The organism is Pseudohalioglobus sediminis (assembly GCF_008370495.1).
GTDB lineage: Bacteria > Pseudomonadota > Gammaproteobacteria > Pseudomonadales > Halieaceae > Halioglobus.
Genome location: NZ_VTUX01000010.1, coordinates 112,762 through 135,091, shown reverse-complemented (window position 1 = coordinate 135,091; position 22,330 = coordinate 112,762). Strand labels below are relative to the sequence as shown.

The 22,330-nt window shown below is 56.4% G+C and carries 19 protein-coding genes; 14 read left to right on the top strand and 5 right to left on the bottom strand.

Annotation, left to right across the window (positions count from 1 at the left end; all coding sequences use genetic code 11):
* Positions 1-5: 5 nt before the first annotated feature.
* The 4 genes from F0M18_RS18220 (at position 6) to F0M18_RS18205 (ending at position 6,726) form a co-directional block, all read left to right on the top strand.
* A complete protein-coding gene (locus F0M18_RS18220) occupies positions 6-1,181 on the top strand; it encodes a saccharopine dehydrogenase family protein (protein WP_149612897.1) in 1,176 nt (391 codons plus the stop codon).
* 9 nt (positions 1,182-1,190) lie between these two features.
* Positions 1,191-2,300: a DUF2855 family protein gene (locus F0M18_RS18215; RefSeq protein WP_149612896.1), complete on the top strand. Its 1,110-nt coding sequence runs from the start codon at positions 1,191-1,193 to the stop codon at positions 2,298-2,300.
* Between the two features lie 100 nt (positions 2,301-2,400).
* On the top strand, positions 2,401-2,973 hold the full coding sequence (locus F0M18_RS18210; RefSeq protein WP_149612895.1) for an ester cyclase: 573 nt from the start codon (positions 2,401-2,403) through the stop codon (positions 2,971-2,973).
* A 366-nt stretch (positions 2,974-3,339) separates the two neighbouring features.
* A complete protein-coding gene (locus tag F0M18_RS18205; RefSeq protein WP_223178010.1) occupies positions 3,340-6,726 on the top strand; it encodes an InlB B-repeat-containing protein in 3,387 nt (1,128 codons plus the stop codon).
* On the opposite strand, the gene F0M18_RS18200 is transcribed toward F0M18_RS18205, so the two are convergent.
* The gene (locus F0M18_RS18200) at positions 6,723-7,022 is read right to left on the bottom strand and encodes a hypothetical protein (RefSeq protein ID WP_149612894.1); all 300 of its coding nucleotides are present in this window, start codon (positions 7,020-7,022) and stop codon (positions 6,723-6,725) included. The genes F0M18_RS18205 and F0M18_RS18200 overlap by 4 nt on opposite strands.
* Before the next feature lie 102 nt (positions 7,023-7,124).
* Between F0M18_RS18200 and F0M18_RS18195 the strand changes: the two genes are divergently transcribed.
* Positions 7,125-7,727 carry a thiamine biosynthesis protein ThiC gene (locus tag F0M18_RS18195; protein ID WP_149612893.1) on the top strand — a complete coding sequence of 201 codons (603 nt, stop codon included), beginning with the start codon at positions 7,125-7,127 and terminating at the stop codon, positions 7,725-7,727.
* 99 nt (positions 7,728-7,826) lie between these two features.
* On the opposite strand, the gene F0M18_RS18190 is transcribed toward F0M18_RS18195, so the two are convergent.
* Entirely contained in the window at positions 7,827-8,414 is a 588-nt protein-coding gene (locus F0M18_RS18190) for a nuclear transport factor 2 family protein (protein ID WP_188109802.1), read from the bottom strand.
* 175 nt (positions 8,415-8,589) lie between these two features.
* Between F0M18_RS18190 and F0M18_RS18185 the strand changes: the two genes are divergently transcribed.
* From F0M18_RS18185 to F0M18_RS18175, 3 genes are read left to right on the top strand one after another with little or no spacing between them, the layout of a single operon-like run.
* Positions 8,590-9,321, top strand: a complete 732-nt coding sequence (locus F0M18_RS18185) for a hypothetical protein (RefSeq protein ID WP_188109801.1) — start codon at positions 8,590-8,592, stop codon at positions 9,319-9,321.
* Positions 9,308-9,913 (top strand): cytochrome c oxidase subunit 3, encoded by a 606-nt coding sequence (locus F0M18_RS18180; protein WP_149612890.1) that lies wholly within the window; start codon positions 9,308-9,310, stop codon positions 9,911-9,913. Before F0M18_RS18185 ends, F0M18_RS18180 begins: the two co-directional genes overlap by 14 nt.
* A gap of 8 nt (positions 9,914-9,921) precedes the next feature.
* Positions 9,922-10,182 carry a cytochrome C oxidase subunit IV family protein gene (locus tag F0M18_RS18175; RefSeq protein ID WP_149612889.1) on the top strand — a complete coding sequence of 87 codons (261 nt, stop codon included), beginning with the start codon at positions 9,922-9,924 and terminating at the stop codon, positions 10,180-10,182.
* A gap of 17 nt (positions 10,183-10,199) precedes the next feature.
* Here the strand turns inward: F0M18_RS18175 and F0M18_RS18170 are convergent, their stop codons facing one another.
* Positions 10,200-11,003, bottom strand: a complete 804-nt coding sequence (locus tag F0M18_RS18170; RefSeq protein WP_149612888.1) for a hypothetical protein — start codon at positions 11,001-11,003, stop codon at positions 10,200-10,202.
* 151 nt (positions 11,004-11,154) lie between these two features.
* On the bottom strand, positions 11,155-11,967 hold the full coding sequence (locus tag F0M18_RS18165; protein ID WP_188109800.1) for an SDR family NAD(P)-dependent oxidoreductase: 813 nt from the start codon (positions 11,965-11,967) through the stop codon (positions 11,155-11,157).
* Between the two features lie 138 nt (positions 11,968-12,105).
* Between F0M18_RS18165 and F0M18_RS18160 the strand changes: the two genes are divergently transcribed.
* From F0M18_RS18160 to F0M18_RS20215, 6 genes are all read left to right on the top strand, one after another.
* A complete protein-coding gene (locus F0M18_RS18160) occupies positions 12,106-12,759 on the top strand; it encodes a TetR/AcrR family transcriptional regulator (protein WP_188109799.1) in 654 nt (217 codons plus the stop codon).
* A gap of 421 nt (positions 12,760-13,180) precedes the next feature.
* Positions 13,181-14,689 (top strand): hypothetical protein, encoded by a 1,509-nt coding sequence (locus tag F0M18_RS18155; protein WP_149612885.1) that lies wholly within the window; start codon positions 13,181-13,183, stop codon positions 14,687-14,689.
* Positions 14,676-18,680: a tyrosine-type recombinase/integrase gene (locus F0M18_RS18150; RefSeq protein WP_188109798.1), complete on the top strand. Its 4,005-nt coding sequence runs from the start codon at positions 14,676-14,678 to the stop codon at positions 18,678-18,680. Before F0M18_RS18155 ends, F0M18_RS18150 begins: the two co-directional genes overlap by 14 nt.
* 208 nt (positions 18,681-18,888) lie before the next feature.
* On the top strand, positions 18,889-19,848 hold the full coding sequence (locus F0M18_RS18145; protein ID WP_149612883.1) for a hypothetical protein: 960 nt from the start codon (positions 18,889-18,891) through the stop codon (positions 19,846-19,848).
* A 5-nt stretch (positions 19,849-19,853) separates the two neighbouring features.
* Positions 19,854-20,324 carry a hypothetical protein gene (locus F0M18_RS18140; protein ID WP_149612882.1) on the top strand — a complete coding sequence of 157 codons (471 nt, stop codon included), beginning with the start codon at positions 19,854-19,856 and terminating at the stop codon, positions 20,322-20,324.
* Between the two features lie 598 nt (positions 20,325-20,922).
* A complete protein-coding gene (locus tag F0M18_RS20215) occupies positions 20,923-21,060 on the top strand; it encodes a hypothetical protein (RefSeq protein ID WP_394349415.1) in 138 nt (45 codons plus the stop codon).
* Positions 21,061-21,304: 244 nt separating this feature from the next.
* On the opposite strand, the gene F0M18_RS18130 is transcribed toward F0M18_RS20215, so the two are convergent.
* On the bottom strand, positions 21,305-22,315 hold the full coding sequence (locus F0M18_RS18130; protein ID WP_149612880.1) for an aldose epimerase family protein: 1,011 nt from the start codon (positions 22,313-22,315) through the stop codon (positions 21,305-21,307).
* Positions 22,316-22,330: the final 15 nt, after the last annotated feature.

The following is a 22,330-nucleotide window of genomic DNA, read 5'->3' as shown; positions in this document are numbered from 1 at the left end:
CCGCAATGAAAGACAACAGAGAGTTCGATGTGATCGTTTACGGCGCCAGCGGGTTTACCGGCCAGTTGATCGCCGAGTACCTGGCGGAGCGCTACGGGGTGGGCGAGGGCCTGCGCTGGGCGCTGGCGGGGCGCAGCGAGGCGAAGATTCGCGAGGCGGCCTGCGAGTCGGGACTGTCCGGGGAGATTCCCGTGATCACGGCAGATTCCGCAGACCCGGCCGCGCTGAAGGAAATGGTAGAGCGCACGCGCGTTGTGCTCACTGCGGTGGGCCCGTATCAGCTCTATGGTTCGGGCCTGCTGGCAGCCTGCGCTGCTGCCGGTACCGATTACGTGGACCTGTGCGGCGAACCCAACTGGATGTGGCAAATGATCGAGCAGCACAACGATGCGGCCCGGGAGTCGGGTGCGCGCATTGTATTTTCCTGCGGCTTTGACTCGATTCCCTTCGACCTGGGTGTGTACTACCTGCAACAGGTCGCGCGGGAGAAAACCGGGGCCGCCCTGACGCATGTGAAGGGGCGGGTGCGCGCGATGCAGGGGCATGCATCCGGCGGCACCGTGGCAAGCCTGAAAGCGACCATGACCGCGGCCGCCGGCGATCCCTCTATTCTCACCCGGCTCAAGGACCCGTACTGCCTGGTGCCGGGTGCGGAAGGCGTGCCGCAACCACCAAGCCACAAGCCCGCCTATGATGAGGACATCGGCAGCTGGGCGGCGCCCTTCATTATGGCGCAGATCAATATACCCAATGTGCATCGTTCCAATGCGCTGCAGGGCCATGCCTATGGCGCGGACTTTACCTACACTGAAATGGTGCTTACCGGTCCGGGCGAGAAGGGTGAGGCTATGGCCAGGGCAATGGCAGAGCCGAACCTCGTTGCCGGTGACAAGGAACCGCAACCGGGCGAGGGGCCCAGTCGCGAGGAACAGGAGGCCGGCTTCTATGACCTGCTGTTCCAGGGCCAGAGCAACAGCGGGGACACTATCTCGATTTCGGTAACCGGTGACCGCGACCCGGGCTACGGTTCCACCTCGAAAATGATTGCCGAGAGTGCGGTGGCGTTGGCACTCGATGATATCGCAACAGCCGGCGGCATCTGGACACCGGCTGCGGCTATGGGTGAAGAGTTGCTTCAACGCCTGCAGGCCAATGCCGGCCTGGCGTTTAAAACAGAGTAGGGGAAGGCTATGACCACTGGGCTGGAGTTCCGGGTCGACCGGGAAAATTTTGACCGCACTGACATCGCCGAGGTGGCCCTGCCGGAAGCGGATGAACTCGAGCCGGGCCAGGCCCTGCTGCGTGTGGATCGCTTCGCGCTCACCGCGAACAATATCAGCTATGCCGCAACCGGTGTGGCCCTGCGCTACTGGGAGTTTTTCCCCACCGCCCCGGGCATGGGCGTGATACCGGTCTGGGGCTTTGCCGAGGTGGCAGCCAGTCGCTGCGAGGGGCTCGACGTGGGTGAACGCCTGTACGGTTACTGGCCCATGGCAACCCACCTGGTGGTAACGCCCGGGCATTTATCGCGGGGCAGTTTTGTCGATGTCACTCCGCACCGCCAGTCCTTGCCTGTTATCTACAACCAATACCTGCGCTGCGCCGCAGACCCATTGTACCGGCAGGACACCGAAGCCCTGCAGATGCTGCTGCGCCCGCTGTTTACCACATCTTTCCTGCTGGACGATTTTCTCAGCGACAACAACTTTTTTGCCGCCGATACCGTGCTGTTGACCAGCGCGTCCAGCAAAACAGCGCTGGGTATGGCCTACCTGTTGCATCGACACCGCGCCGGGCGCGAGCGCGATTATCGGATTATAGGGTTGACCTCCGAGGGCAACCGCGGCTTTGTCGAGAGCCTGGGCTGTTACGACCAGGTTCTCTGTTACCCGGAGCTTGAGCAATTGGACGCGCAGGCGCCGACCGTGGTGGTGGACTTTGCCGGCAATGCGGAATTGCTATCGCGGATTCACCGCCATGTCGATACGCAGCTGCGCTACAGTTGCCTGGTGGGCGCGTCGCACTGGGACAAGATGGGCGCTACCGGCGCCTTGCCCGGGCCCGAACCGATTATGTTTTTTGCGCCAACCCAGGCGGAGAAACGCATCTCCGAGTGGGGTGCGCCCCGGTTTCAGCAAAACCTGGCGCAGGAGTGGCAGGCTTTCACCGACTTCGTCAGCCAGTGGATGCAGGTGGAAACCAACCTCGGGCCGACGCAGACGGACCGTGTTTACCACCAGGTGCTGGCCGGCCGGCTGCAGCCAGAAAGCGGGCATATTGTGTCGCTCAGCGAAGCGTGAGTGCTGCCCCGTCCGGGCGGGGTTGGCCCGGCGCCCCGTGCGCGGTGTCAGCTACGTCTGTAGTTCGCGGCCAGGTTTTTTTTGATGACAGGAGAGGCTTATGCAGCACGCTGTTTCTGAGCGCTTTTCGCGCGCGATTGCCCTGGGTTTGGGCGTTCTGTTACTGGCGCTGCTGCCGTATGCCAACGCCGCCGGTGAGGACCGGGAGCTGGCTGCTTTGCGAGCGCAAGCCAATACGGAATCTGCAAATAAGGAGCTGGTCCGTCGCTGGTTGTCGGAGCTGTGGGACCAGGCTCGTTTCGAAGTGGCGGATGAACTTCTCGCTGAGAAATTTACGCGGCACAGTGAAGGCTATCCGGCGCAGGGGCCGGATGCCTATGTGGCGATCATCAAGTCCTGTCACGATGCCTTCCCGGATACCAGGATCACCATGGTGGCGGAGCCCATTGCCGAGGGTGATCGCGTTTTCGTGCGTTGGCGCTGGACTGGAACCCATGAGCACCCTTTCAGGGGCGTTGCGCCGACCTCCCGCAAGATAGATGTACTTGGCGAAGACGTGATTCGCATCCAGGATGGGCGCATTACCGATGTGTGGCCGCTATTCGACCCGCTCAGGCTGATGTTTCAGCTTGGTGCCCTGCAGCAGGTCGCCGGCGATAAACTCAAACAGTGACGCTACCTCGCGTTGCGATTACCGACCTGCGACGCTTCCCGGGCCAGGCCCATATGGACATCCACCGGCACCTGCGCGGTCGTGTCCGTCAACGCCATCCCCCTCTCATGTTTAAAAAATTGCCTGCAACGGGTCGCGGGTTCAGCTTGTCAGCCTCGCGTGGGCCAGGTGCAATCCAGACCACTGCTCACGGTACTGGATCATGGCAGTACCGCGGTAGACTCCACTGCTGTACTGTTTTAGGCTCTTGTTAAAGTACGCTTTGCTACGCCACAACGGACTCTGCCGTTGCTGCGGACCTGGCGACAGACGTGGATGATTTCGAATTTGATTAAGCCTGTTTTTCTAGTCGCAGCGGTATTGGTGTTGAGCGCCTGCCGTCTGGACGTCAGCACCGACCCCGGCGGCAAGGTGCTGTCTGCATCCTCCAAGATAGACTGCTCGGGTGAACAGGGCGATTGTGTCGCCTGGTATGGCAGTGCCGAGCCGGTGAACGATACCCTGGAAGCGATCGCCGATGCCGGCTACAGCTTTGTCGGCTGGAGCGGTGATTGCACCGGCAGCGCGGCGACCTGCCAGCTGAGCGTTGGCGCCCGTACCCCTGATCGGGCTGTGCGCGCCCACTTCCAGCAGGGTGCCGGCGCTGTACTGGCAGCGACACCTTCCCCGGGCGGTGTGGTGCGCAGCGAGGACAGCCTGTTGCGTTGCGGCATGCATTGCGCAGCAAGTTATGCGGCGGGCTCGCGCGTCACCCTTTCGGCGGAGCCCTTGCCGGGTTACCGCCTGCAGTCGTGGGGTGGCGACTGCGCGAATACGAGCGCTGCCCAGTGCACCCTCACCATCAACTCGCGCCGCCGCAACGTTTCCGCTACCTTTGTTGCCGATGCAGCGCCTGCGCTCAGTTACGACGGTGTTTACGAGGTGAGCGCCGATACCCTGGCCTTCGACAGCTTTGTGGTGCGCGACGGGCGCATCAGTGGCGCTTTCTTCTTGCAGGTACCCTTCGAGTTGGATGGCCAGGTAGACGAGCAGGGGGCTTTCACTTTCACCGCCGCCAGCAATGCCTGCCAGGTGACCTTCCTGGGAGAGATCAGCGCAGGCAGCCTCGACGGCACCTATGATGCATCAGGCTGCAATCGCGCCGATGGCGTGATCAGGGGTTCCCTGCTGGAATCGCTCGCCACCACCGACTTCGTCAATTTCGAGAGTGGCCAGGTGCGCCCCCTGGCGCTGTCGCCGGATGGCAGCCGGTTGTTTGTCACCAATACACCTAACAACACGCTGGACATATTCGCTGTGGACGGGGCCGCGCTGACGCCACTGCATACAGTGCCCGTGGGACTGGAGCCGGTGGCGGTGGCTGCCCGCAGCAATAACGAGGTGTGGGTAGTCAATCACCTGTCGGACTCGATCAGCATCGTGGATGTAGGTGCCGAGGTACCGCAGGTAGTACGCACCCTGCAGGTGGGCGATGAGCCACGCGATATTGTCTTTGCCGGGCCGCAGCGCAGGCGCGCTTTCATTACCACGGCGCGCAGAGGCCAGAATAGCGGCTACCCCCTGGAGGAGTACCGCGAGGCTGGGCTCCCGCGAGCGGACATCTGGGTGTTTGACAGCGCCAGCCAGGATTTCGTGTTCAGCGGCAAGCCGCTGACAGTGATCAACCTGTTTGGCGACGTGCCGCGGGCGCTGGCCACCAACGCGTCGGGCAGCCGGGTGTACGCTGCGGTATTTATGTCGGGCAACGGCACCACCACCATCTTCAACGCCCCGGAAGTGAACGCCGGTAAACCGGGCCCCGATGCCAGCGTCCACGGCGAACCGCAGCCCGCTACCGGACTGATCGTCAAGTACGATGGCCAGGCGTGGCGCGACGAGGCGGGCAACGACTGGAGCGAGCGGGTGAGGTTGTCGCTGCCGGATTACGATGTGTTTACCCTCAACGCCAATGCACCGGTGCCGCGAGAGATCGACCGGGCCAGCGGCGTTGGCACCACCCTGTTCAACATGGCCTACAACACCGCCCGGCAGGAACTGTACGTGACCAATTTCGAGGCCCGCAACGAGGTGCGCTTCGAAGGCCCGGGCACCCTGGGCAGCAGCGTGCGCGGGCATATCGCAGACAGTCGTATCAGCGTCATCGACGACAATCAGCAGGTGCGGGCGGTCGACCTGAATCCGCACGTCGACTACAGCGTGCCGCAGGGGCAGGGTGTGCCCGCAGCGATAAAGGCCCGCAGCCTGGCGCAGCCGGTGGGCATCGCGGTATCCCCCGACGGGGAGCGCGTATACGTCGCGGCGATGGGCTCGAACAAGGTCGCCGCCATCGATGCCGACGCGCTGGATGGCAGCTACCAGCCCGACGGCGGCCGGCAGGTGAAGATACCCGGTGGTGGCCCCACCGGGCTGGCACTGGATGCGGCGGGCAAATACCTCTATGTGCTGGCCCGTTACAACAACAGTGTGGTCACGGTGGACACCTCGTCGCTGCAAGTGGCGGGTGTTGAGGTGCTGGCCAACCCCGAGCCAGCGCACGTGGTGAACGGCAGGCCGTTCCTGTACGACGCCACGCTGACCTCCAGCAATGGCACGACCGCCTGCGCGTCCTGTCATATCTTCGGCGACACCGACCACCTGGCCTGGGACCTCGGCAACCCGGATGAAGAAGTGGTGCCGAACCCGCTTGTTTTCACCCAGAGCGGACGGCCCGAACCCGGCGCCACCTTCCACCCCATGAAGGGGCCGATGACAACGCAAACCTTCCGCGGCATCAATGACTCCGGGCCGATGCACTGGCGGGGAGACCGCACCGGCAGCAACCGTGAAGTGGTGGATGGCAGGCTGGAATCGGTGGAGGCCGCGGCATTCAAGGAGTTTCGCGGCGCCTTTGTTGGCCTGCTTGGCCGACAGAGCGAGTTGGCCGAGGCGGACCTGCAGGCGTTCACCGACTTTGCCCTTACCCTGGTGCCGCCACCCAACCCCCTGCGCGCGCTGGACAACAGCCTGAATCCATCGCAGCAACTGGGCGAGCAGATCTACTTCAACGAGGTCACCACCGGGGGCAACCTGTTGTGCAACGACTGTCATACCCTGGACCCGCTGCGCAATCAGTTCGGCACCGGGGGCAGGGTCAGCGACGAGGGGCCGGGCATCACCGAGGATTTCAAGGTGCCGCACTTCCGCAACCTGTACACCAAAGTGGGCATGTTCGGGCTGTCACCCAACTTCATGGCTTTCGGCAACGCACACCAGGGCGACCAGGTACGCGGTTTCGGTTACCTGCACGACGGCAGCATGGATACGCTGGACCACTTTTTCTCTGCTATTCAGTTCAACCTGGCGGCCAACGATGAACGGCGTTTCGCCATTATTGATTTCGTGATGGCCTCAGATTCCAACCTGGCGCCCGTCGTCGGCCAGCAGGTCACCCTGGATGCCTCGTCGCGCTACCCGGCAGCGGCAGCGCGACTGGACCTGATGATCCAGCGTGCGCTGGCCGAGACCGAGCGCCCTGAGTGCGACCTGGTGGCCCATGGCGTGGTCGCAGGTGAGCGACGCGGTGCCTGGTTACGCGCTGACGGTTTTTTCCACCTCGACAGCGCTAGCGCCGACCCGCTTTCGGTTGCCGCGATCAAGCAACTGGCCAAGCAGCCGGAACGTGCTTTCACATTCAGTTGCGTGCCTCCCGGCAGCGGAAAGCGGATCGCCCTGGATAGCGACGGGGATGGAATTTATAACTACGACCAGCGTTAGGTAGCGCGGCTGGCCGGCACTTTGCACAATCCGCAACAGCTTGACTCCGGGCGCGGGCCGACAACGGACCAGTGCCCCAGCGCGATACAGCCCAGCAGGGTTACTGCGGATTCACCGATCGACACATCACCCTCTCCCCAGTGCAGGAAATCGCTGTCGGCGAGGTCTCGCCTGAACGTGCCGCTGAAAGCGGACTGGCTCTGCAGCCCCTCGACCTCGGCAGAGGATGGCGCGTCAGGTGCCATCAGGATGGGCAGCGCGTAAATGCCCAGGCCAAAGCCGGCTTTGGATCTCACCGTTCTGGGTGGTTATAACGGCGGTGATTTGAACTGAATTGAAACTTAGTCACCACAACGCGATCACACAGTTCAGTAAACAACATTGCACAGGACGCCGACATGGAATTCACTTTCAAGCGCAACGCGCAGATCACAGCCGTATTGCTACTCATTGCCGCCATTACCCAGGCAATCTACACCGCTCTTTACGCCTCAGGTGCCGATGTGCCGCGTCAACTGTTATGGGGAGCCGAGAGTATATTATTCACGCTGCTTGCGGCCTTTGCCGGCGCTGCGCTGGTTCAGACCCGGCGCCACCAACTGGCGTGGGCGGCTATTACCGCGGCGGCAGTACTCAACGTTGTTCAGGTGGGCGTGGGTCTCACCATGTTCGGCCCTTTCTTCGAGGCAGCCGCTAACGTTGAGGGCGTCACCCCCGCAGCACGTGCGGTAGTGGCTTTTTCCTTCATGGTCTACAACGCCGCGAAAGTCCTGCTGGCCCTGGGCTTGCTGGTGATTGGCCTGGAGATCATTGGTGCAGGCTCGGTTCTGCTGGGCAGGGCGAGTGCTTCTACTGGTGTTGTCGCGTTGGTAAGCAACAGCGCCTCCATGGCGGCAGGTCGAGATGTGTTCGGCGATTTGCCATTGGCTGGTGCGTCCGGTGTGCTTGCCACTGTCCTGCTGGCGGTGTGCCTGCTGATACTGAATAGGGATTCTGCGTAACGCCACTTGCGCATATGGCAGCAGTTTGGCGAACTCACTGTCTGGAGAGTTGAGAACCGATACACGTGGCAGGGTGGTGTGCCCCCGTTTTGCTGACGCTCAACAATTCGCCCTGCGGTTGGTCTTGTGTCGTTTGGGGCAGCGCTTCCCGGCTTCCTCCTCTGTTTCCTCTGCTTCCTTTGCCTCCTCTGTAAAATGCGCCGAAGGCTCGCCTGCAGGCGTTGAAGTGTCGCTGGCAATGTCCCTGGCAACGCCCAGGATCATCTCATTGGGTACTGGCATACTCAGGTTGTACTGGCTGATCTTCCAGCCCGATGCGTCCTTGACCAGCACCCCGGAGCCGCGACACAGACCCAGTTGGTCGTTATCCAGGAGTTCATCGAACCAGGCGCTTGCGCCATCCGCTGACAGCGTTATGTGACGCCGCTGCAGGCGATACTCCCAGCCCTGGCCTTCGCTGAAGTGCTGGTGCACAAAGTCGCGCCAGGCCTGACCCTGCCAGCGTTCGCTGGCATCCGTTCCAAGGAATACCATGTTATCGGTAACCTCCGCCAGGTACGCATCTTCATCGGCAGCTGTTGCGGCCGCGTGAAAACGATCGAGCGCCGCTGCTATGTCCACTTCGCTTGCCATTAACAGGTTGGGTAGCAGGCAGGCCAGCAATGTGAGTGTGCGATGAAGGTGCATAGGGTTGGCCTCGGGCTGGTTTGGACAGTGAATCAGGTCCACGATTGTCCCAATTAACGCCCGGGTTTGCACGCCATTGTAAGCGACCCCAGCCGGTAAACGGTGCATGCTATAGTCTTCGCAGCGATCGTTTTCATTCAGCCCATGCTTCCGGGCTTCCGGAGAGGCTTTAGCCATGAGCACAACGCCCCAGGACACAGCGGCTTGCCCATCGACCCATGCACCGGCCGACGCCATGGCTGGCTGGGTTTGCCTGCTTGGCATCATCTGTTTCGGCATCGGCTTCTGGCTATTGATGGGGTTTGTGCCGCCCCCATCGCCCGCGAGTGACGCACCCGACGTTGCATCGCGTTACCTGGACAACACCATGGGCGTTCGGCTGGGCACGGTGCTTGCGTTGCTGGGTGCAACGCTTATCCTGCCCCTGTTCGCGGCCATGTCGGCTGCCATGCTGCGAATGTCCACGCGTTCTTACACCCTGGCCCTGACGCAACTTGCCTGCGGTGTTATTGCGCTTGCGCTACCTATCATTGTGCTGATGCTGTATGCCACGCTGGTCTTTCGCCCCGAGCGCTCGGCGGAGGATATTCTTCTACTGAGTGACTTTGCCTGGCTGATGCTGGTCGCGGTGGCACCGCCACCGGCACTGCAGGCACTGACAATTGGCCTGGCAGTGTTGACAGATAAAAGCCAGCGGCCCGTGTTTCCACGCTGGTTTGGCTTTTTCTGTATCTGGGTGGGAATACTGTTTCTGCCGGGCATGTTTGCCATTTTGTTCAAGACCGGGCCTTTCGCCTGGGATGGACTGCTGGCGTTCTGGTTGCCCTTTGGTGTGTTCTTCGGTTGGCTGGGGACGACAGCCTGGCTGATTATTTCACTTGCCGGGTCGGACCGTGCCGCCGCCTGACGTCAGTACTGCAAGCGCTACCGCAGGAGACCAGCGCCGCGGGGTGATACCCGGTGGCGCCGACATATGGGTGCTGCTGGGCGGAGACTTCATGGTTTTCGGCTTGTTTTTTGCCACCTACGCCTGGTACTGGCAGCAGGACCCAACGGTTTTCGCGCAAGCGCAGGCGCAGGTGAATACGCTGATCGGCTTCGCCAATACCTTGCTACTGCTAACGGGCTCATGGTTTGCCGCCAGTGCCATGCGCCAGGTCCGGTCCGGTCGGGCTGATCGTGCAGCCAGGTTGATGGGGCTGGCGGGGGTGTCGGGCATCCTCTTCCTGGTAAACAAGTCGATCGAATGGCAGCACCTTTTCTCTCTGGGGATTTCGGTAGACAGCAATGACTACTTTATCCTGTTCTTCATGCTCACCGGTATTCACGGACTGCACGTGATCATAGGCTCTGCGGTGCTGTTGTGGTTTTGGCTGCGTCTGCGCAGTGGGTCTGCAACGGCCCCATCCAGCCAGGCCCTGGAGGGCGGTACACTCTTCTGGCACCTGGTCGATGTGCTGTGGATTGTGCTGTTCGCGCTGGTCTACCTGGTGAGTTGAGTTAGCTTATGCCACTTCATCGCGAAACCCTGGTATGGCTCCTGCTGGTATTGGTGACGGTTGCAATGACCTACCTGCTGGACGGGGGTGCGTCGGGCTTAAGCGATGGCCTGCGTAATACCCTGATTCTCTTGATTGCCTTCGTTAAAGTCAGAATCGTGGCTTACGAGTTTATGGAAATTCGCTTTGCTCCCCTGGCAATGCGCGTGGCAACCAACGCCTGGGTGGTAGTGACCTGCATCGCATTGCTGTTGCTGTTTCCGGGCTAGGGCGGCTGTTACGGCATTTACGTTGTTGCCACGCGGGCGCTGTGTCGCAGGTCATCCAGCAACATTTTCGATGCCAGTGCGCCAAATATCATGGGGAACACAATGTACTGGTACTGTGTCCATACCAGTGCCAGTAGCGTGTCCCAGACATCGCCCGGCATATTGACGAAGCCGTCGAACACTTCCGAGAAGCTGAATATCACCGTGGCCGCTATGGGTTCTCCGCAACCTATAATGACGAGAAGGTAGCGATAGGGTGAGCGTATCCTGTTCAGGTGGAAGAAGTAGAAGGTCATCGCCAGGTTCACAAAGGAGAACATCTCCAGCGCGAAGAATGTGCCGTCATGGTTCACAGTACGCAGGTCCAGTACGCCGAAGGTGCCCAGGACCCAGTAGTACATGTGCCACGGTGATTCACGCATGTAAGCCGTTTGCGCGACCAGGTCCTCAAGGGTATGCAGGTTCTCAAAGACCACCCGGGAGAAAATAAACCACGGGATTTCCCATTGGATGTTGGTGATTGCGTAGCACAGCATCCAAACCACCAGCAGGTCGTGCCAGAAGTCCATTTGCGCCTGCCCGGCATGGCGACGCATGAACCAGACCAGGATCCAGACGTTGAGCCAGACACTGATGAAGTACATGGAGAGTCTGCTGCTCATAACAAAGTCCAGCACGCCCACATAAAACAGAATCATCAGGGTGATGGTCGCAGCGGACCAGATCGATGTGGTCACCAGGAAGATGGTTCTTGCCGACTGGGAGAGTGCGCGCTCAGGAGCGAGTTGGGTGAACGCTACTGCAGATGCTGACGTGGTCATGGTTTTTATTCCGGTCAGTTAGTGTTACGACTAAGGGGTACAGCGGGCACGCATATAAGCGGTACAGCGGGCACGCATACTTGCGCAGGTTGATGGTGGCTGCGCCGCACCCGCTCTGTCTCGCATACGGTTTCCAGGGTGGCCGGGCGCATTACAGTGCCTTCTCTGGGTCGCCTACAACGGCGAGTACTTTTAGCAGGCGATGACGTGTCAGAATGCGTGGCATCAGCAGCATCATGCGATTGATTCTGCCGGTCACTACAATGGCTTTCTTGCGCGCTTGCAGTGCCCGCAATGCTTCCTCCACTACCGCCTGGGGTGACTGTATCAGCGCCTTGGGCAGGTTTTGGCCATCGGCTTCCCCACCCGTTGCGCTGGTAATGAACTCTGTCTGTGTAATGCCCGGGCACAGTCCCATCACATACACACCGCGGGGACGCTGCTCTTCCCACAGGCATTCCGAAAACGAGGCAATGAATGCCTTGCTGGCGCTGTACATGGGTTGCGCGGGGGTGGGCAAGAAGGCCACGATGGAGCTCAGGTTGATGAGCGCGTCTCCGCGCTCCGCCTGGCGCAGGAAGGCATGCGCCAGTGTCATCAGCGAGGCGCAGTTAACCGACAGGATATTGCTTTGTGCTTCCAGCTCAGAGGCAAAGAACGGATCGAACACACTTAGCCCCGCGTTGTTGATCAGCAGGTTCACGCGCTTGCCCTGCAGCGCCTCTTTAGCAAGCCTTACACCAGCGTCTGTGCCCAGGTCGGCCACCAGGTATTGATGGCCCTCTCCGGGTAGCTGACTTACCAGCTCTTGCAGTCGCGCTTCACGTCGCGCCACCGCCGTAAGGGTGTAGCCCTGCGCTGCCAATTGCAGCGCGAACTCCTTGCCAATGCCTGAGCTGGCCCCGGTCACGAAAGCGTGCTGATCGCTCACCCTGTGCGGGCTGAGTTGTTCGTGCGCAGACATCATTGGCTCCTTTTGCGATACGGGTGCCTGCCGTATAAAATAAGCAGACAGCCATGTCAGATAAGATTAAGATGACACGGCTGTCCGATTAAAGTCAAGTAGTTGCCAGCCAGTCAGCAGCGGGAATCAGGGGGGGCAGTGAGCAAGAGTGGAGAGAATGCAGTGACAGCAGCCAGTAAAGATACGCCGACAGTGCGCAACCGACCGGGTGTCGAGGCGCAGCGAGAAGTCATTGTGCAAGCGGCCGTTGCGCTGTTCGCCAACAGGGGTAGCAGCGTCACGTCGGTCTCCGACATCTGCAAGGCTGCCGGCGTGTCACGCGACACTTACTATCGTTGTTTTGCCGACAAAGACAGCCTGATCAGCCACCTTTACCAGACCTCCGTTAACGAGCACGTGCTCGCTGTCCTCAACCCCGACCTGATGAACTACGGGAATGAGGACTGGGTAAGTCAGGTGTCCAGCCAGACGGTTGATGCCATTCTAGAGCGATCGACGGTTGCCCAGTTCCTTTACCTGGAATCGGCAGACCCCAACTCTACGGCCCATCGGATTATCAACCAGGCCTATGACATTGCCGCCGAGCGTATGCAGCACTGGGCGCTGGAGCAATTCGGGCAGGCACCCGCAATGGAATTCTTCAAGTCGCTGCTGTTTGCCACTCAATGGCTGGTGCACAACGCCATTGTGTCAGGAAAGACGCCGGAGCAAGTGGATATAGCCAAGCAATCAGTCAAGCAGTTACTGTACGGCGCCTTCGCCAGCATGCAGCGCGACGAAACGGTACGTTGACGATTTACCGGGTGAAGGCTCGCCAACCAACTTTTGCGTATGAATGAATCGCGCTAACTATTTGAAAAGATACCATTATGAATGCTAAGGCTGGGCGTAGCGTGTATCTGTATTAATAGCTCTCAATTAGAATAAAAATCTCAAAAAACCCCCATCTGCATGAGCAATAATAAAAATAAATTACCTATTTATCCACCGTAAGGGACATTGATTAAGGCTCATCCTAGTGGTCTGGTTGACGCCATATCACAAATGCCCCATGATGCCTGGAAATAGGGAAATGCGATATCGGTTTGAAATGGTAGCAGAGAGTGATCCAGTCTCGCTAGCGCTATTGGGCTCTAATGACAGTCCCTCCCTTGTGCGCCCGCTTCTCGAGGGATTTGTAACGCCTGGTCGTGACGCGGGTGTCCTCAATTTATTGGATGGTCTTGAACGCTTAATAGACCAATCAATTGAATGGAACATACAGATTCTTCCGGATCCACTCCTGGGTATAGAGGAGACCGTCCTTGACGAACTTGAAGAACTCATTCGGCAATTTGAGCAAATGGCCGAAGATGACCCTCGCCTGGATCGATTGAGCGAAGGGAAGGGGAAGGAAGACAAGAACCCGTTTGCCAAGGATAGCGAAGCAAGGTTGTCAGACTACGAGTTGGCCGCCCTGGTCTGCGATCTGCCTATGGATGCCGATCTTCGACGTCAGTATAGCCAGCTCAGGGTGCTGTTTCTGGGATATGCCTGGCGGTCGAGTGATTCTGTGGATATCAAGAAGCGCACTGCGCTAGAGTTGCGCAAGATTGTAATCAATAATCCTCATGGTCTAGAGCGTCGTGAGTATTTGGGGTTCTCGGCTAGTGCGGACGATGTTCCCGAGATCGATGATCTAGTTGTGCGCTTGGCAGAACTACAACGTCCGGGTGAAGAATCGCCACCGTACTTGCGAGATTGGTATACAGCATTGCGGCGCTTCTTCAAGTTCTGGGCCCCCGAACCCGAGCTTACTCCTGTTCCTTCCAAGACCATCCAAGGAAGCTTGCCCTCTGAATCTTCAGAAGAGCGGAGCAGGGCTGATTCGGGAATTACGGATAGTTCACCAGATAATCAGCAGTTTCATCCCTTTGAGTCTGCTTTGCAAAAGCAGATCAGTTTGGACGGGGGGAGGCAGGAGATCGGTGAGGCGCCAGATCAACTGTCCATGCTCTCCCTGGATATTGAGGGTACACCCGAGGCCCTTACAGTGTTTCTTGGCTCTTCACGTTTCTGGCTTCAGGATATTTACAATCTTACGGCCATATCACCTGAAGTATTGGATGAAGAGGAAGTTGATTGCCTGTGTGAGTTTTTTAGATCGAAGGAACCCACAGGCACTCGCGGTGAGTATGAGGCCCGTCTGATTCTGGAATTATCCTATGTCACAGGTATTCCGACAGACAAGCTTTTGGATATTTCGATAGGACCACAGGGTGTCATAAATGCTGATGGTCAGTATCGTCGTCAGATCAAACAGCCCACACAGAGTTACATACCAGATGAAGCGGAGCTTGGGCGTTATCGGGAAATACTGGCTGAAATCTGTCTAGATCTGCCAGACTCTGTCCTCGCCAAATTGACCGGCATTATGCCAACAACGAAGAAGAAATCGTTGGTCAATTGCCTGTCATTGTCGAAAAAGACGCTTGCTTCCTTAGTGTCACAGCAAGTCACCCTTTTCAATGAAACTTACGAGCTTGATATGAGCGTTAGCCGCGTTGGTTTGGCGCTGCGTAATCGTGTGTATCTCAAGACCAAGAATCCGGCGTTAACGTTGCACATTGCTGGTCTCGATGGCTACGCGCCGCCGTCGATGAGTTGGTACCAGGGGATCGATGACGAGGCGCTGTCATCGGCCTATGAGCAAGCGTTGGAGGCTCTGTATGGCCTTAGCTGAAGCGCCAATGACTTTGTACTACCCCAAAGAGTCTGAGCTAAAGGCTGCGGTGGCAAAGCTAGTATCGAATACTCGCGTTTCCATTGAGAAAAGTCATGCTCCAATCCCGGATGTGCACCAGGCCTACACTTATTACGTTCTGACACTTTTGATGTATGCATTGGGGTTGAGGCCAACAGTTGACCCCCTCGCCATGATCCGGCATATCTCGATTGAAACGGGATACTGTCTAATTTGCGACAAAGTTTCCAATCCAAAGAGAGCGTTCCGGCTTGTTAAGTTGCCGCCGTTTGTACATCAGCAACTGAAAAGCTACTTGAAATACCTTGAGGTACTGCAGAGCAAGCTCGCTTCTTCACCGAGGAGTGTGCGCTTGGCGAAGGCCATTGGCAAAATGCTTGCTGGCGAGAAACAGAAAATTCCGCTCTTCTTCTTACTTAATCGTGGCTCGAGCCAGGCGCTCTCTATTCGGCCCGGGATGATTGAGAACTATCTGAAGTCCACGCTTGGGCTGCCGGCGAACTTCGGCAGACATGTGTTAGCAACCGAGATCGGTTGCACGGATTGTCCATATCATTATCTGGAGGCTGTGCTCGGCCATTGTGACCACGCTGAGCATGCATTTGGGAAGACGTCCCTTATGAGACCTACTCATGTTTTGAGTAGTTTCGCAGACTACGCCGGTGACGTTCTGCAAGCACATGGCTTTGCTCTGCTTGAATCTCCCTATAGCTGGTCCACTTCGGAACCTGCCCAGCGTTCAAGTTACCCTGGAAGAATTTTCAATGCCGATCAGATAGCGCACATTTTTCGCGCGAGAAAGAGGGAAAAGGTCGCCGACCTACATCGCCGCATTTCGAAGAAGATTACCGATGACCTGGCCGATTGTGTTCGGCACACGCATCGCATTGATGAAGAGCAGATTACTACCTCTGTCGAGCGTATTGTCCGATTATGTGAGCGATTGGGCGCCTCCATTCGCTGGGCATTAAGGCATTTCTACGGTTGGCTCTCCCAGATGCGTCGCAAAGGAATATTAGTAGCCACAAAGCGGATCTTTATTGCTCAGAAAGAGGCGTCTCCATTTACGGAGGACTCTCTCTTGCGTTATGACGAGGCGCAATTAGTCAGGTCGAGCTTTCAAAGCTTGTTGTCTGACTACTCCGCAGACTGCAAAGACAACGAAGACGTGGAATTGGCTGAGGTCGATATTGCCTGTTTTGCCGTCATTTCTGCTGCTTTGATGGGCAACGTGGCTGACGAGCAATCCCTGAGGGAGCTGCTTGCGGACCGCAATCAGACGATGCTTGAGGGAGGCCAACTCTTGTTGTGGGGTTCCCTTGCTCCCAAAGCTCGTCGAGTGCGGGATGAAGAAGATCAGGAAGTGGATCAGGTTTGGGTTGCAGATCAGACGACGGCGGTTTGGCTCGCCAGGGTCTACGCCGACGGAATTCACAGGCGACTGGACCCAGGTGAACTCGACAAAGCTTTGTTGGCTCATTGCAAAACGCTAGGACTTAGAGGTCGAAAGAATCCCTACAAGTGGTTAACGACTCAGTCCGCAAATTTGATGCTGATCGAGCAAATGGGTTTAGTGCGGGAGCTGGAGAGAGGCAACTTGCCAACGCGCTCGATGTCACGTTCAGTCTTTGCCCGTCTGATCGACAAAAATCCGCTTCAAGGGAGTGAGTTTGACGATGACGACTTAATCGATGCGTTGACCAGCGGAAAGGTGATAGAGCCCAATGAGGTCGAGGCCCTGTCCGTTGGGCAGTATCTTACGTTTCGTCGGTGGTTCAATCGAGAGTGCACCCATATCGCAAAGGGAAGGCCAACAAGTTTCGATCCTAAGGAGGGTGCCACGGGTTACAGGGCCAAATATCGCATGAGCACAGGCACGCGAAAGGTGCGTCTCGAGGTGCTTTGCGAGCGTCGTAAGAGTCAACACGTCGTAGATATTGAGAAGCAGCCACCAATCGATAAGAATTTGGAATCCGTTCTGACGTATACCGCGAGGCTATGTGCGGTCGGTACTCAGTACAAGAAGCATCTGGCATGGGCGACTGTGAGACAGTACAGCGCTATCGTCCTCAGGGGGTTGACCCGGGTTGCAGCCGGCCGAGATGTCACCCAGCTAGATGAAACGGAGTATGAAGAGCTGTATATGCTGATGCTGGAGCGGGCATCCCCTCGTAACAGAAAGCGCACTTTGGTCGCGCTGCGAGAATACCACTTATCCCTGATGGCGTCCTACCGTGCCCCCTGGGTTGACTGGTCATATATTGTGGGTCTCAGCGAATGGGACTTCTCTGACGCCATCCACTCGATCGATGCCAACTATGTTTTCAGCAACGAGTACGATTATGCGCTAAAAATCATTGATAACCAGAAGTCGCTAAGTTTGCCGGTACGGACACGGTTGAAGGCACTTTTAGTGCTGGGCTATCGATTTGGATTACGTTGGAGCGAGGGTTTATATCTTAAACAGTGTGATCTGCATTTCATGCGGGATGGTAGGGGCATCAAAGTAAGGGTTCGACAAAACAAGCACCGTCCCCTCAAGACCCGATCCGCCCGGCGCGATGTGCCATTACTGGGAAATCTTTCCGAGGGTGAGTTGCAAGCTCTGTTTGACGTAAAAGCCTATGCGAGTGCGTCCGGGGAAGTTTCGCCCAGCGACCTGTTGTTTCATAGCGAAGCGGGTGAGGAAGAGGTTGCTGATCGACACCTACTCTCTGCGCTTGCTAATCGCGCGCTTCGAATTGCAACAGGCGATCGATCGGTTCGATTTCATCATCTGCGCCATAGTTATGCCACCAGCCTTGTGGTTTTTTCGATGGACTCCGTGGCAAGGAAAGACGGTGTTTGGTCGGTTGTTAGAGGGCGCCTCCTCGAACCACTTCAGTTGGATGTCTCAGAAGATTCGACCGATGGACGACCAATACAGTTGCGTTATCAGTCGGAATCGGCCTTAGCTGACTTCTTGTGGCAGTCGACTGAAGCAGGGCCTGCCCGAATGAGAGTCGTTTCGATTCTCATGGGCCATGCAAGCAGCTACACTGCGTTACTCCATTACACGCATGTGACGCCATTTCTCTCTCGTAGTATTCAGTCTGCGGCTTCACCTGGCGCGAAATTGAACCCTATGGTGGCGAGTGCTGCGGTCGGTCAACGCTATGACTCACTGAGACGCAAGCTTTCGAGACATCGCTCGGCTGATACGTCGATTCCCATCGAAAAGGTAGTGTCCAAAGAGCAGCGTGTCCAACTGGACAAGAGAATCGAGTTAACCGGCCCAACTGATAGGCGACTTATTGAAGTCGACGCGGTAGGACCCACCCCCATCACCAGCTTGGATACATTGAATGTGAATCTGTCCCGCCATGCGTTAAAGGCTGAAGCAGCTGAGAGCCTGGGGATGTTGTTAGGGTTGGATATGCAGCTATTCCATCGCTGTGGTTTGGAGGCGGAACGTGTTACTGGATTTGATCGATATGCGTTCTTATCGACTCGTGATTCAGAAGACGGGTTTATAGTCCCAAACCTAAAGTCAGCGCGTGTCACACAAGCTGAAAATACCCGTGTGCGAGAGTTGCTGCCAAAAATGGAAGCGCGGATTCGTCGCCTGGATCCTGAAGCGAGAGATCATCTAAAGGAGGCCATCGCAGCATTAGCGCACGCAACTGAGGTCAGTGATAGCCTATTTGTTATTGGTCCGACCGGTGATGTCGCCGATATTGAATGGGCCTTGCGAACTTTGGGCCTCTCAGATCAAGGGCTGCAGCGCGTATCAATCGGGCCTGAGTCTGATTTTGCAAGAGCTCGCATGGCGAGAGAGAACTCACTCTCTTGGCGTAAGGCCAGACGCGCATACGTGATCTCAGGTGGAACGCCCAAGGATCTAGTAACGCATCTCACAATGCTGCGGCTGGTGTTTTTGGCTTACCTCTACATCGAGTACAACGCGGAACGAGAGACTCTGGCAGCGTAACTTTCAGTCGTTCGATGCAGAATCACGCTCCTCCCTATTCTGTAGTCGCTCTTTTCTAAAATTCAATACTTAATCACGTACTTTCAAAAAAAGCCTGTATTACAGGAAAATCTTTAAGAATTGCTTCTGCTTTTTGGTTTCTGTTGATAAGAAAGTGGTTGTGAGACAGGACAATTCTGTCGCGGAACCAGATGAATAGGAGAGGTGTATGAATATATTTGTAAAGGAAAACAGAAGTTTCCTGCTCATTTCTGAGTTGGTGAAGCTAGATCCAAAAATTTATGGGTCTTCGTCCAAGGAACTGATGTGCTTCGACGTTGTTTCCGGAAATGGAAGCGAGCTTCCCAAGGACTCGCAGTTCGAAAGGTTAGCGAATATCGTCATCAAAACGATCATGGAGACAAAAGAGAAAACGAAGGGCGCGACCTATGGGTGGATTGAATCAGTCAAGTGTCAGTTTTGTCAGATAGAAGAGGGCGGCCTATTGAGCTGGTGTCTGGTGGTGTTTAGCGATCCCAGCCTCGACGAAGCCAAACAGCAGCAGCTGCACCAGTCACTGGCGGATGAGCTTTTCGCGGCGATTGAAGCGGAAAATTTTGAAAACTTTGACCATGGAGCCTCAGCATCCAGATTACATAATGACACTCGTGGTGCCCTGAAGCATTTTCGGAAGTTACATGAACACAACGACTACATAGTCCAGAGGGCGGTAGCCGTCGACGACGGTGAAGGCGGGAAAAAGGTCGAACTGGTCACGAGTAGCACACCTCTGCGAAAAAAGAAGCCTCCAAAGAAGACCGCCTCTTCCTTCAATGGTCTGACGAAGATAGTGGCCGTCGATAAAGATAGTCTCGAGATAACCTTTCGGGATGTTTCTGGCGATGCCGAGATTGCCTACCCAGATATGAGGATGAAAGCTAAGAATGAAAAACAATTCGAGCTCCTGAATATCGCTCAGGCTCATGGAATTCTGCTCGTAGCGAAATTTGACTATAAAGCAGAGGGTCAGGAAGCATTCGGAACGTTGAAGAAGGACAGTGTCGATTTCTCACTCATGAACGGACAAACCATCAACCTAATCGGTCAAGAGGGCGGCTATCCCATCGTTACTCTATCGGGCCTTTACGATGCCGGGAACGACGCTTCAGCGCTAGAAGATGCAGGGTAACGAAGATGTATGAACTTGAGATTGAGGAAACATTTGAAATAGAAGCTGTTGATGAAGCACTGATCCATTACGCTATTGAAACAGCGCAACGGATGTTACAGAGAGATGGTCTAACCTCCTCGCAAGAACAGGGATTGAAAACGGCAATAGCGGCACTAGAACGCCTGCCCTACGTCACCCGAGATGTAAATGTGGCATTCGGCGCCGTGATCGATCTTGAACTGAATAACGAAGTAAAGGGCGGTTTTCGATACCTGCTCTTCTATGTTACGAGTGAGGCCTTTGGAATTACCAGAGGTGGAATGGCTGATTACGGTTTTGGCATGGACACCTTTATCTCCGATGGCTATGACGTCTACCTTTGCAGAGCACCTGGTCGGTTTTATCCGGCACACGGAGCGCGTGACAACATCCTAAATCGCTTGGAAGACATAGGCAGGGTTGAGGTCGATGATCAGTCGATATACAGCGAGTAGGCATGGTAAATGTTTCGCTTTACCATGGTAACTACATCGGAAATCAGACTTTCGCCGGTGAAATGCGTTTTTCGGTAATGTAAAGGCACGAACGTGCAGAATTTGAGAGATTCCAATGCCGGAAAACGCATCAAGCCTTCAATTTTTCGCTTACTTTGCCGAAAAACGCATTACTCATTCAGTTTTTCTCTCGCTTTGCCGAATAACGCAGGCACAATCGTCTGACGAATGCCGGAAACCGCATTTCCGCTCCAATTTTGACTACGGATTGCCGAAAAACGCACACTAGCGTTGATGACAGAGGGCTAGATTCCCGAAAAACGCAGTTGTTGACCCCTCTATATGCTTTATCTGGCCGAAAGCTGCGATTTTCTAGCATTTAGTGAGAATGGCAAGCTTCAACCGTATTTGAAATGCGAGGCACACGTAGGGAATTATTCTAGCTTCAGGAGAGGTTTGCTCAGGAGGAGTATATTTTGGCGAGAGACAGTCTCTCCACGAAAGTTGTAGATGATCTAGCATCCCCTTGATGCTATAGCCGGCGCATACACTGCTGGCGAAGAAGGTAGTGTTCACTCCATTAGCGGGTCAATTTTCAGTGCAAATCAACATCCCTAAGAAGACCGGTGTGATGTTCGGCTCGCTGGACACCACCACCGGTGGTAACGCGCTCAAGTTCTACCAGGTTCCTGAAAGACAACCCCGCGGTGGCGAACGAGAGCGCCCTTGCCATTGAAGAGGAGGCACCCGGCTGGTTCGCCCTCGCCGAGGCCACCTACCAGCGCAAGTTCGGCGCACTCCCCCCCCCGAAGATATCAGGGCAAAAGCCAAACGCAGCTGCTTTATGCAGTACCGTGGATTTGGGCTGGACCACTACCAGCTATTGTTGGAGTGAGTGTGGTATTGCCGTTGCCGGGTTACGTGCTCCTTCGGTATGTCCATCTTCAAGGTCGCATAAAGGCGGTGCGGGGAATATGAACTTACTGTGTAGTTCTTGTATGCATGTCATTGAAGGACAGCGAAGTTGTATGGCAATAGACTTCGCCAGGATGAATTTCGGCCGAAGGAAAGTTCGATTGATTCGGCGCATCACTGTATCCCTGGGCCTCGAGACAAATCGCTCCGTACCTTGCAAACGGCTCTCCAAGCGTACCTGAAGAATAGACATGTAAGGTCGGCTGAGTTGTGTGAAGCAGCATGCGCAAGTCGCCAGAGGGAGACTCGAGCACGGCGGCGAGTTGCCTTCTCGGGTCGCTCCTGTGCGCCAGCACAAAGGAGTGATCGAGGCCGCCAGTGACTCCTGAGCTGGAGAGAGCCTGTATTGAGTCACTTATTCTTTTCCGCTGCGTAAAGTCGAATGGTGTGCCCGTGACTGACGCGAAATCACCTGTGGGCGCCAGGCTTGCCTTGATCGGAAGGTATTGATCGCCGTACACCTGAAGAAAGTGGTCCCCTATGGGTTGTGAAGCGGTTCCTAAATTGAAATAGGCGTGATTCGTCATATTGACCACTGTAGCGGCGCGAGTTGTCGCCCGGAAAGTGATATCTATCTGGTTTGGCGATGGAATGGAATACTCAACAGTTGCCGAGACCTCCCCGGGAAAGCCCTGCTCGCCATCGGCCGACAGATAAGCAAAACGAACGTGTTTTTCCCCCACGGAACTCACCTGCCAGTTTTTGGCTGACCACCCGCTGCTACCACCGTGGAGTGAATGGCCGTTGCTGACCTCGTTTATCTTGACCTGATGCCGCTCGCCCCCGATGGTCAAAACTCCGTTGCTGATGCGCCCGGCGAACCGGCCGATGCTTGCTCCCATATAGTAGGGGTCCGACAGGTAATCATCGGGATTCTCGTAGCCTAGTACGACATTCCGCCGGCTCGAGCCGACCGGTACTTCCAGGGAAACTAACGTCGCCCCGAGAGGTAAAACTGTAGCGCTAACACCGCCAGGGCAGGCAATGCGAATTGTTGGCAATGGGGAGGAGGGCATAGGGTGGTTGCCGGT

Excerpts from the sequence above, each read along its gene's own strand:
- F0M18_RS18185 (WP_188109801.1), top strand. The coding sequence starts at position 8,590 with ATGAGCACAACGCCCCAGGACACAGCGGCTTGCCCATCGACCCATGCA.
- F0M18_RS18140 (WP_149612882.1), top strand. The coding sequence starts at position 19,854 with ATGTATGAACTTGAGATTGAGGAAACATTTGAAATAGAAGCTGTTGAT.
- F0M18_RS18210 (WP_149612895.1), top strand. The coding sequence starts at position 2,401 with ATGCAGCACGCTGTTTCTGAGCGCTTTTCGCGCGCGATTGCCCTGGGT.
- F0M18_RS18165 (WP_188109800.1), bottom strand. The coding sequence starts at position 11,967 with ATGTCTGCGCACGAACAACTCAGCCCGCACAGGGTGAGCGATCAGCAC.
- F0M18_RS18150 (WP_188109798.1), top strand. The coding sequence starts at position 14,676 with ATGGCCTTAGCTGAAGCGCCAATGACTTTGTACTACCCCAAAGAGTCT.
- F0M18_RS18170 (WP_149612888.1), bottom strand. The coding sequence starts at position 11,003 with ATGACCACGTCAGCATCTGCAGTAGCGTTCACCCAACTCGCTCCTGAG.
- F0M18_RS18190 (WP_188109802.1), bottom strand. The coding sequence starts at position 8,414 with ATGCACCTTCATCGCACACTCACATTGCTGGCCTGCCTGCTACCCAAC.
- F0M18_RS18130 (WP_149612880.1), bottom strand. The coding sequence starts at position 22,315 with ATGCCCTCCTCCCCATTGCCAACAATTCGCATTGCCTGCCCTGGCGGT.
- F0M18_RS18220 (WP_149612897.1), top strand. The coding sequence starts at position 6 with ATGAAAGACAACAGAGAGTTCGATGTGATCGTTTACGGCGCCAGCGGG.
- F0M18_RS18195 (WP_149612893.1), top strand. The coding sequence starts at position 7,125 with ATGGAATTCACTTTCAAGCGCAACGCGCAGATCACAGCCGTATTGCTA.
- F0M18_RS18145 (WP_149612883.1), top strand. The coding sequence starts at position 18,889 with ATGAATATATTTGTAAAGGAAAACAGAAGTTTCCTGCTCATTTCTGAG.
- F0M18_RS18175 (WP_149612889.1), top strand. The coding sequence starts at position 9,922 with ATGCCACTTCATCGCGAAACCCTGGTATGGCTCCTGCTGGTATTGGTG.
- F0M18_RS18215 (WP_149612896.1), top strand. The coding sequence starts at position 1,191 with ATGACCACTGGGCTGGAGTTCCGGGTCGACCGGGAAAATTTTGACCGC.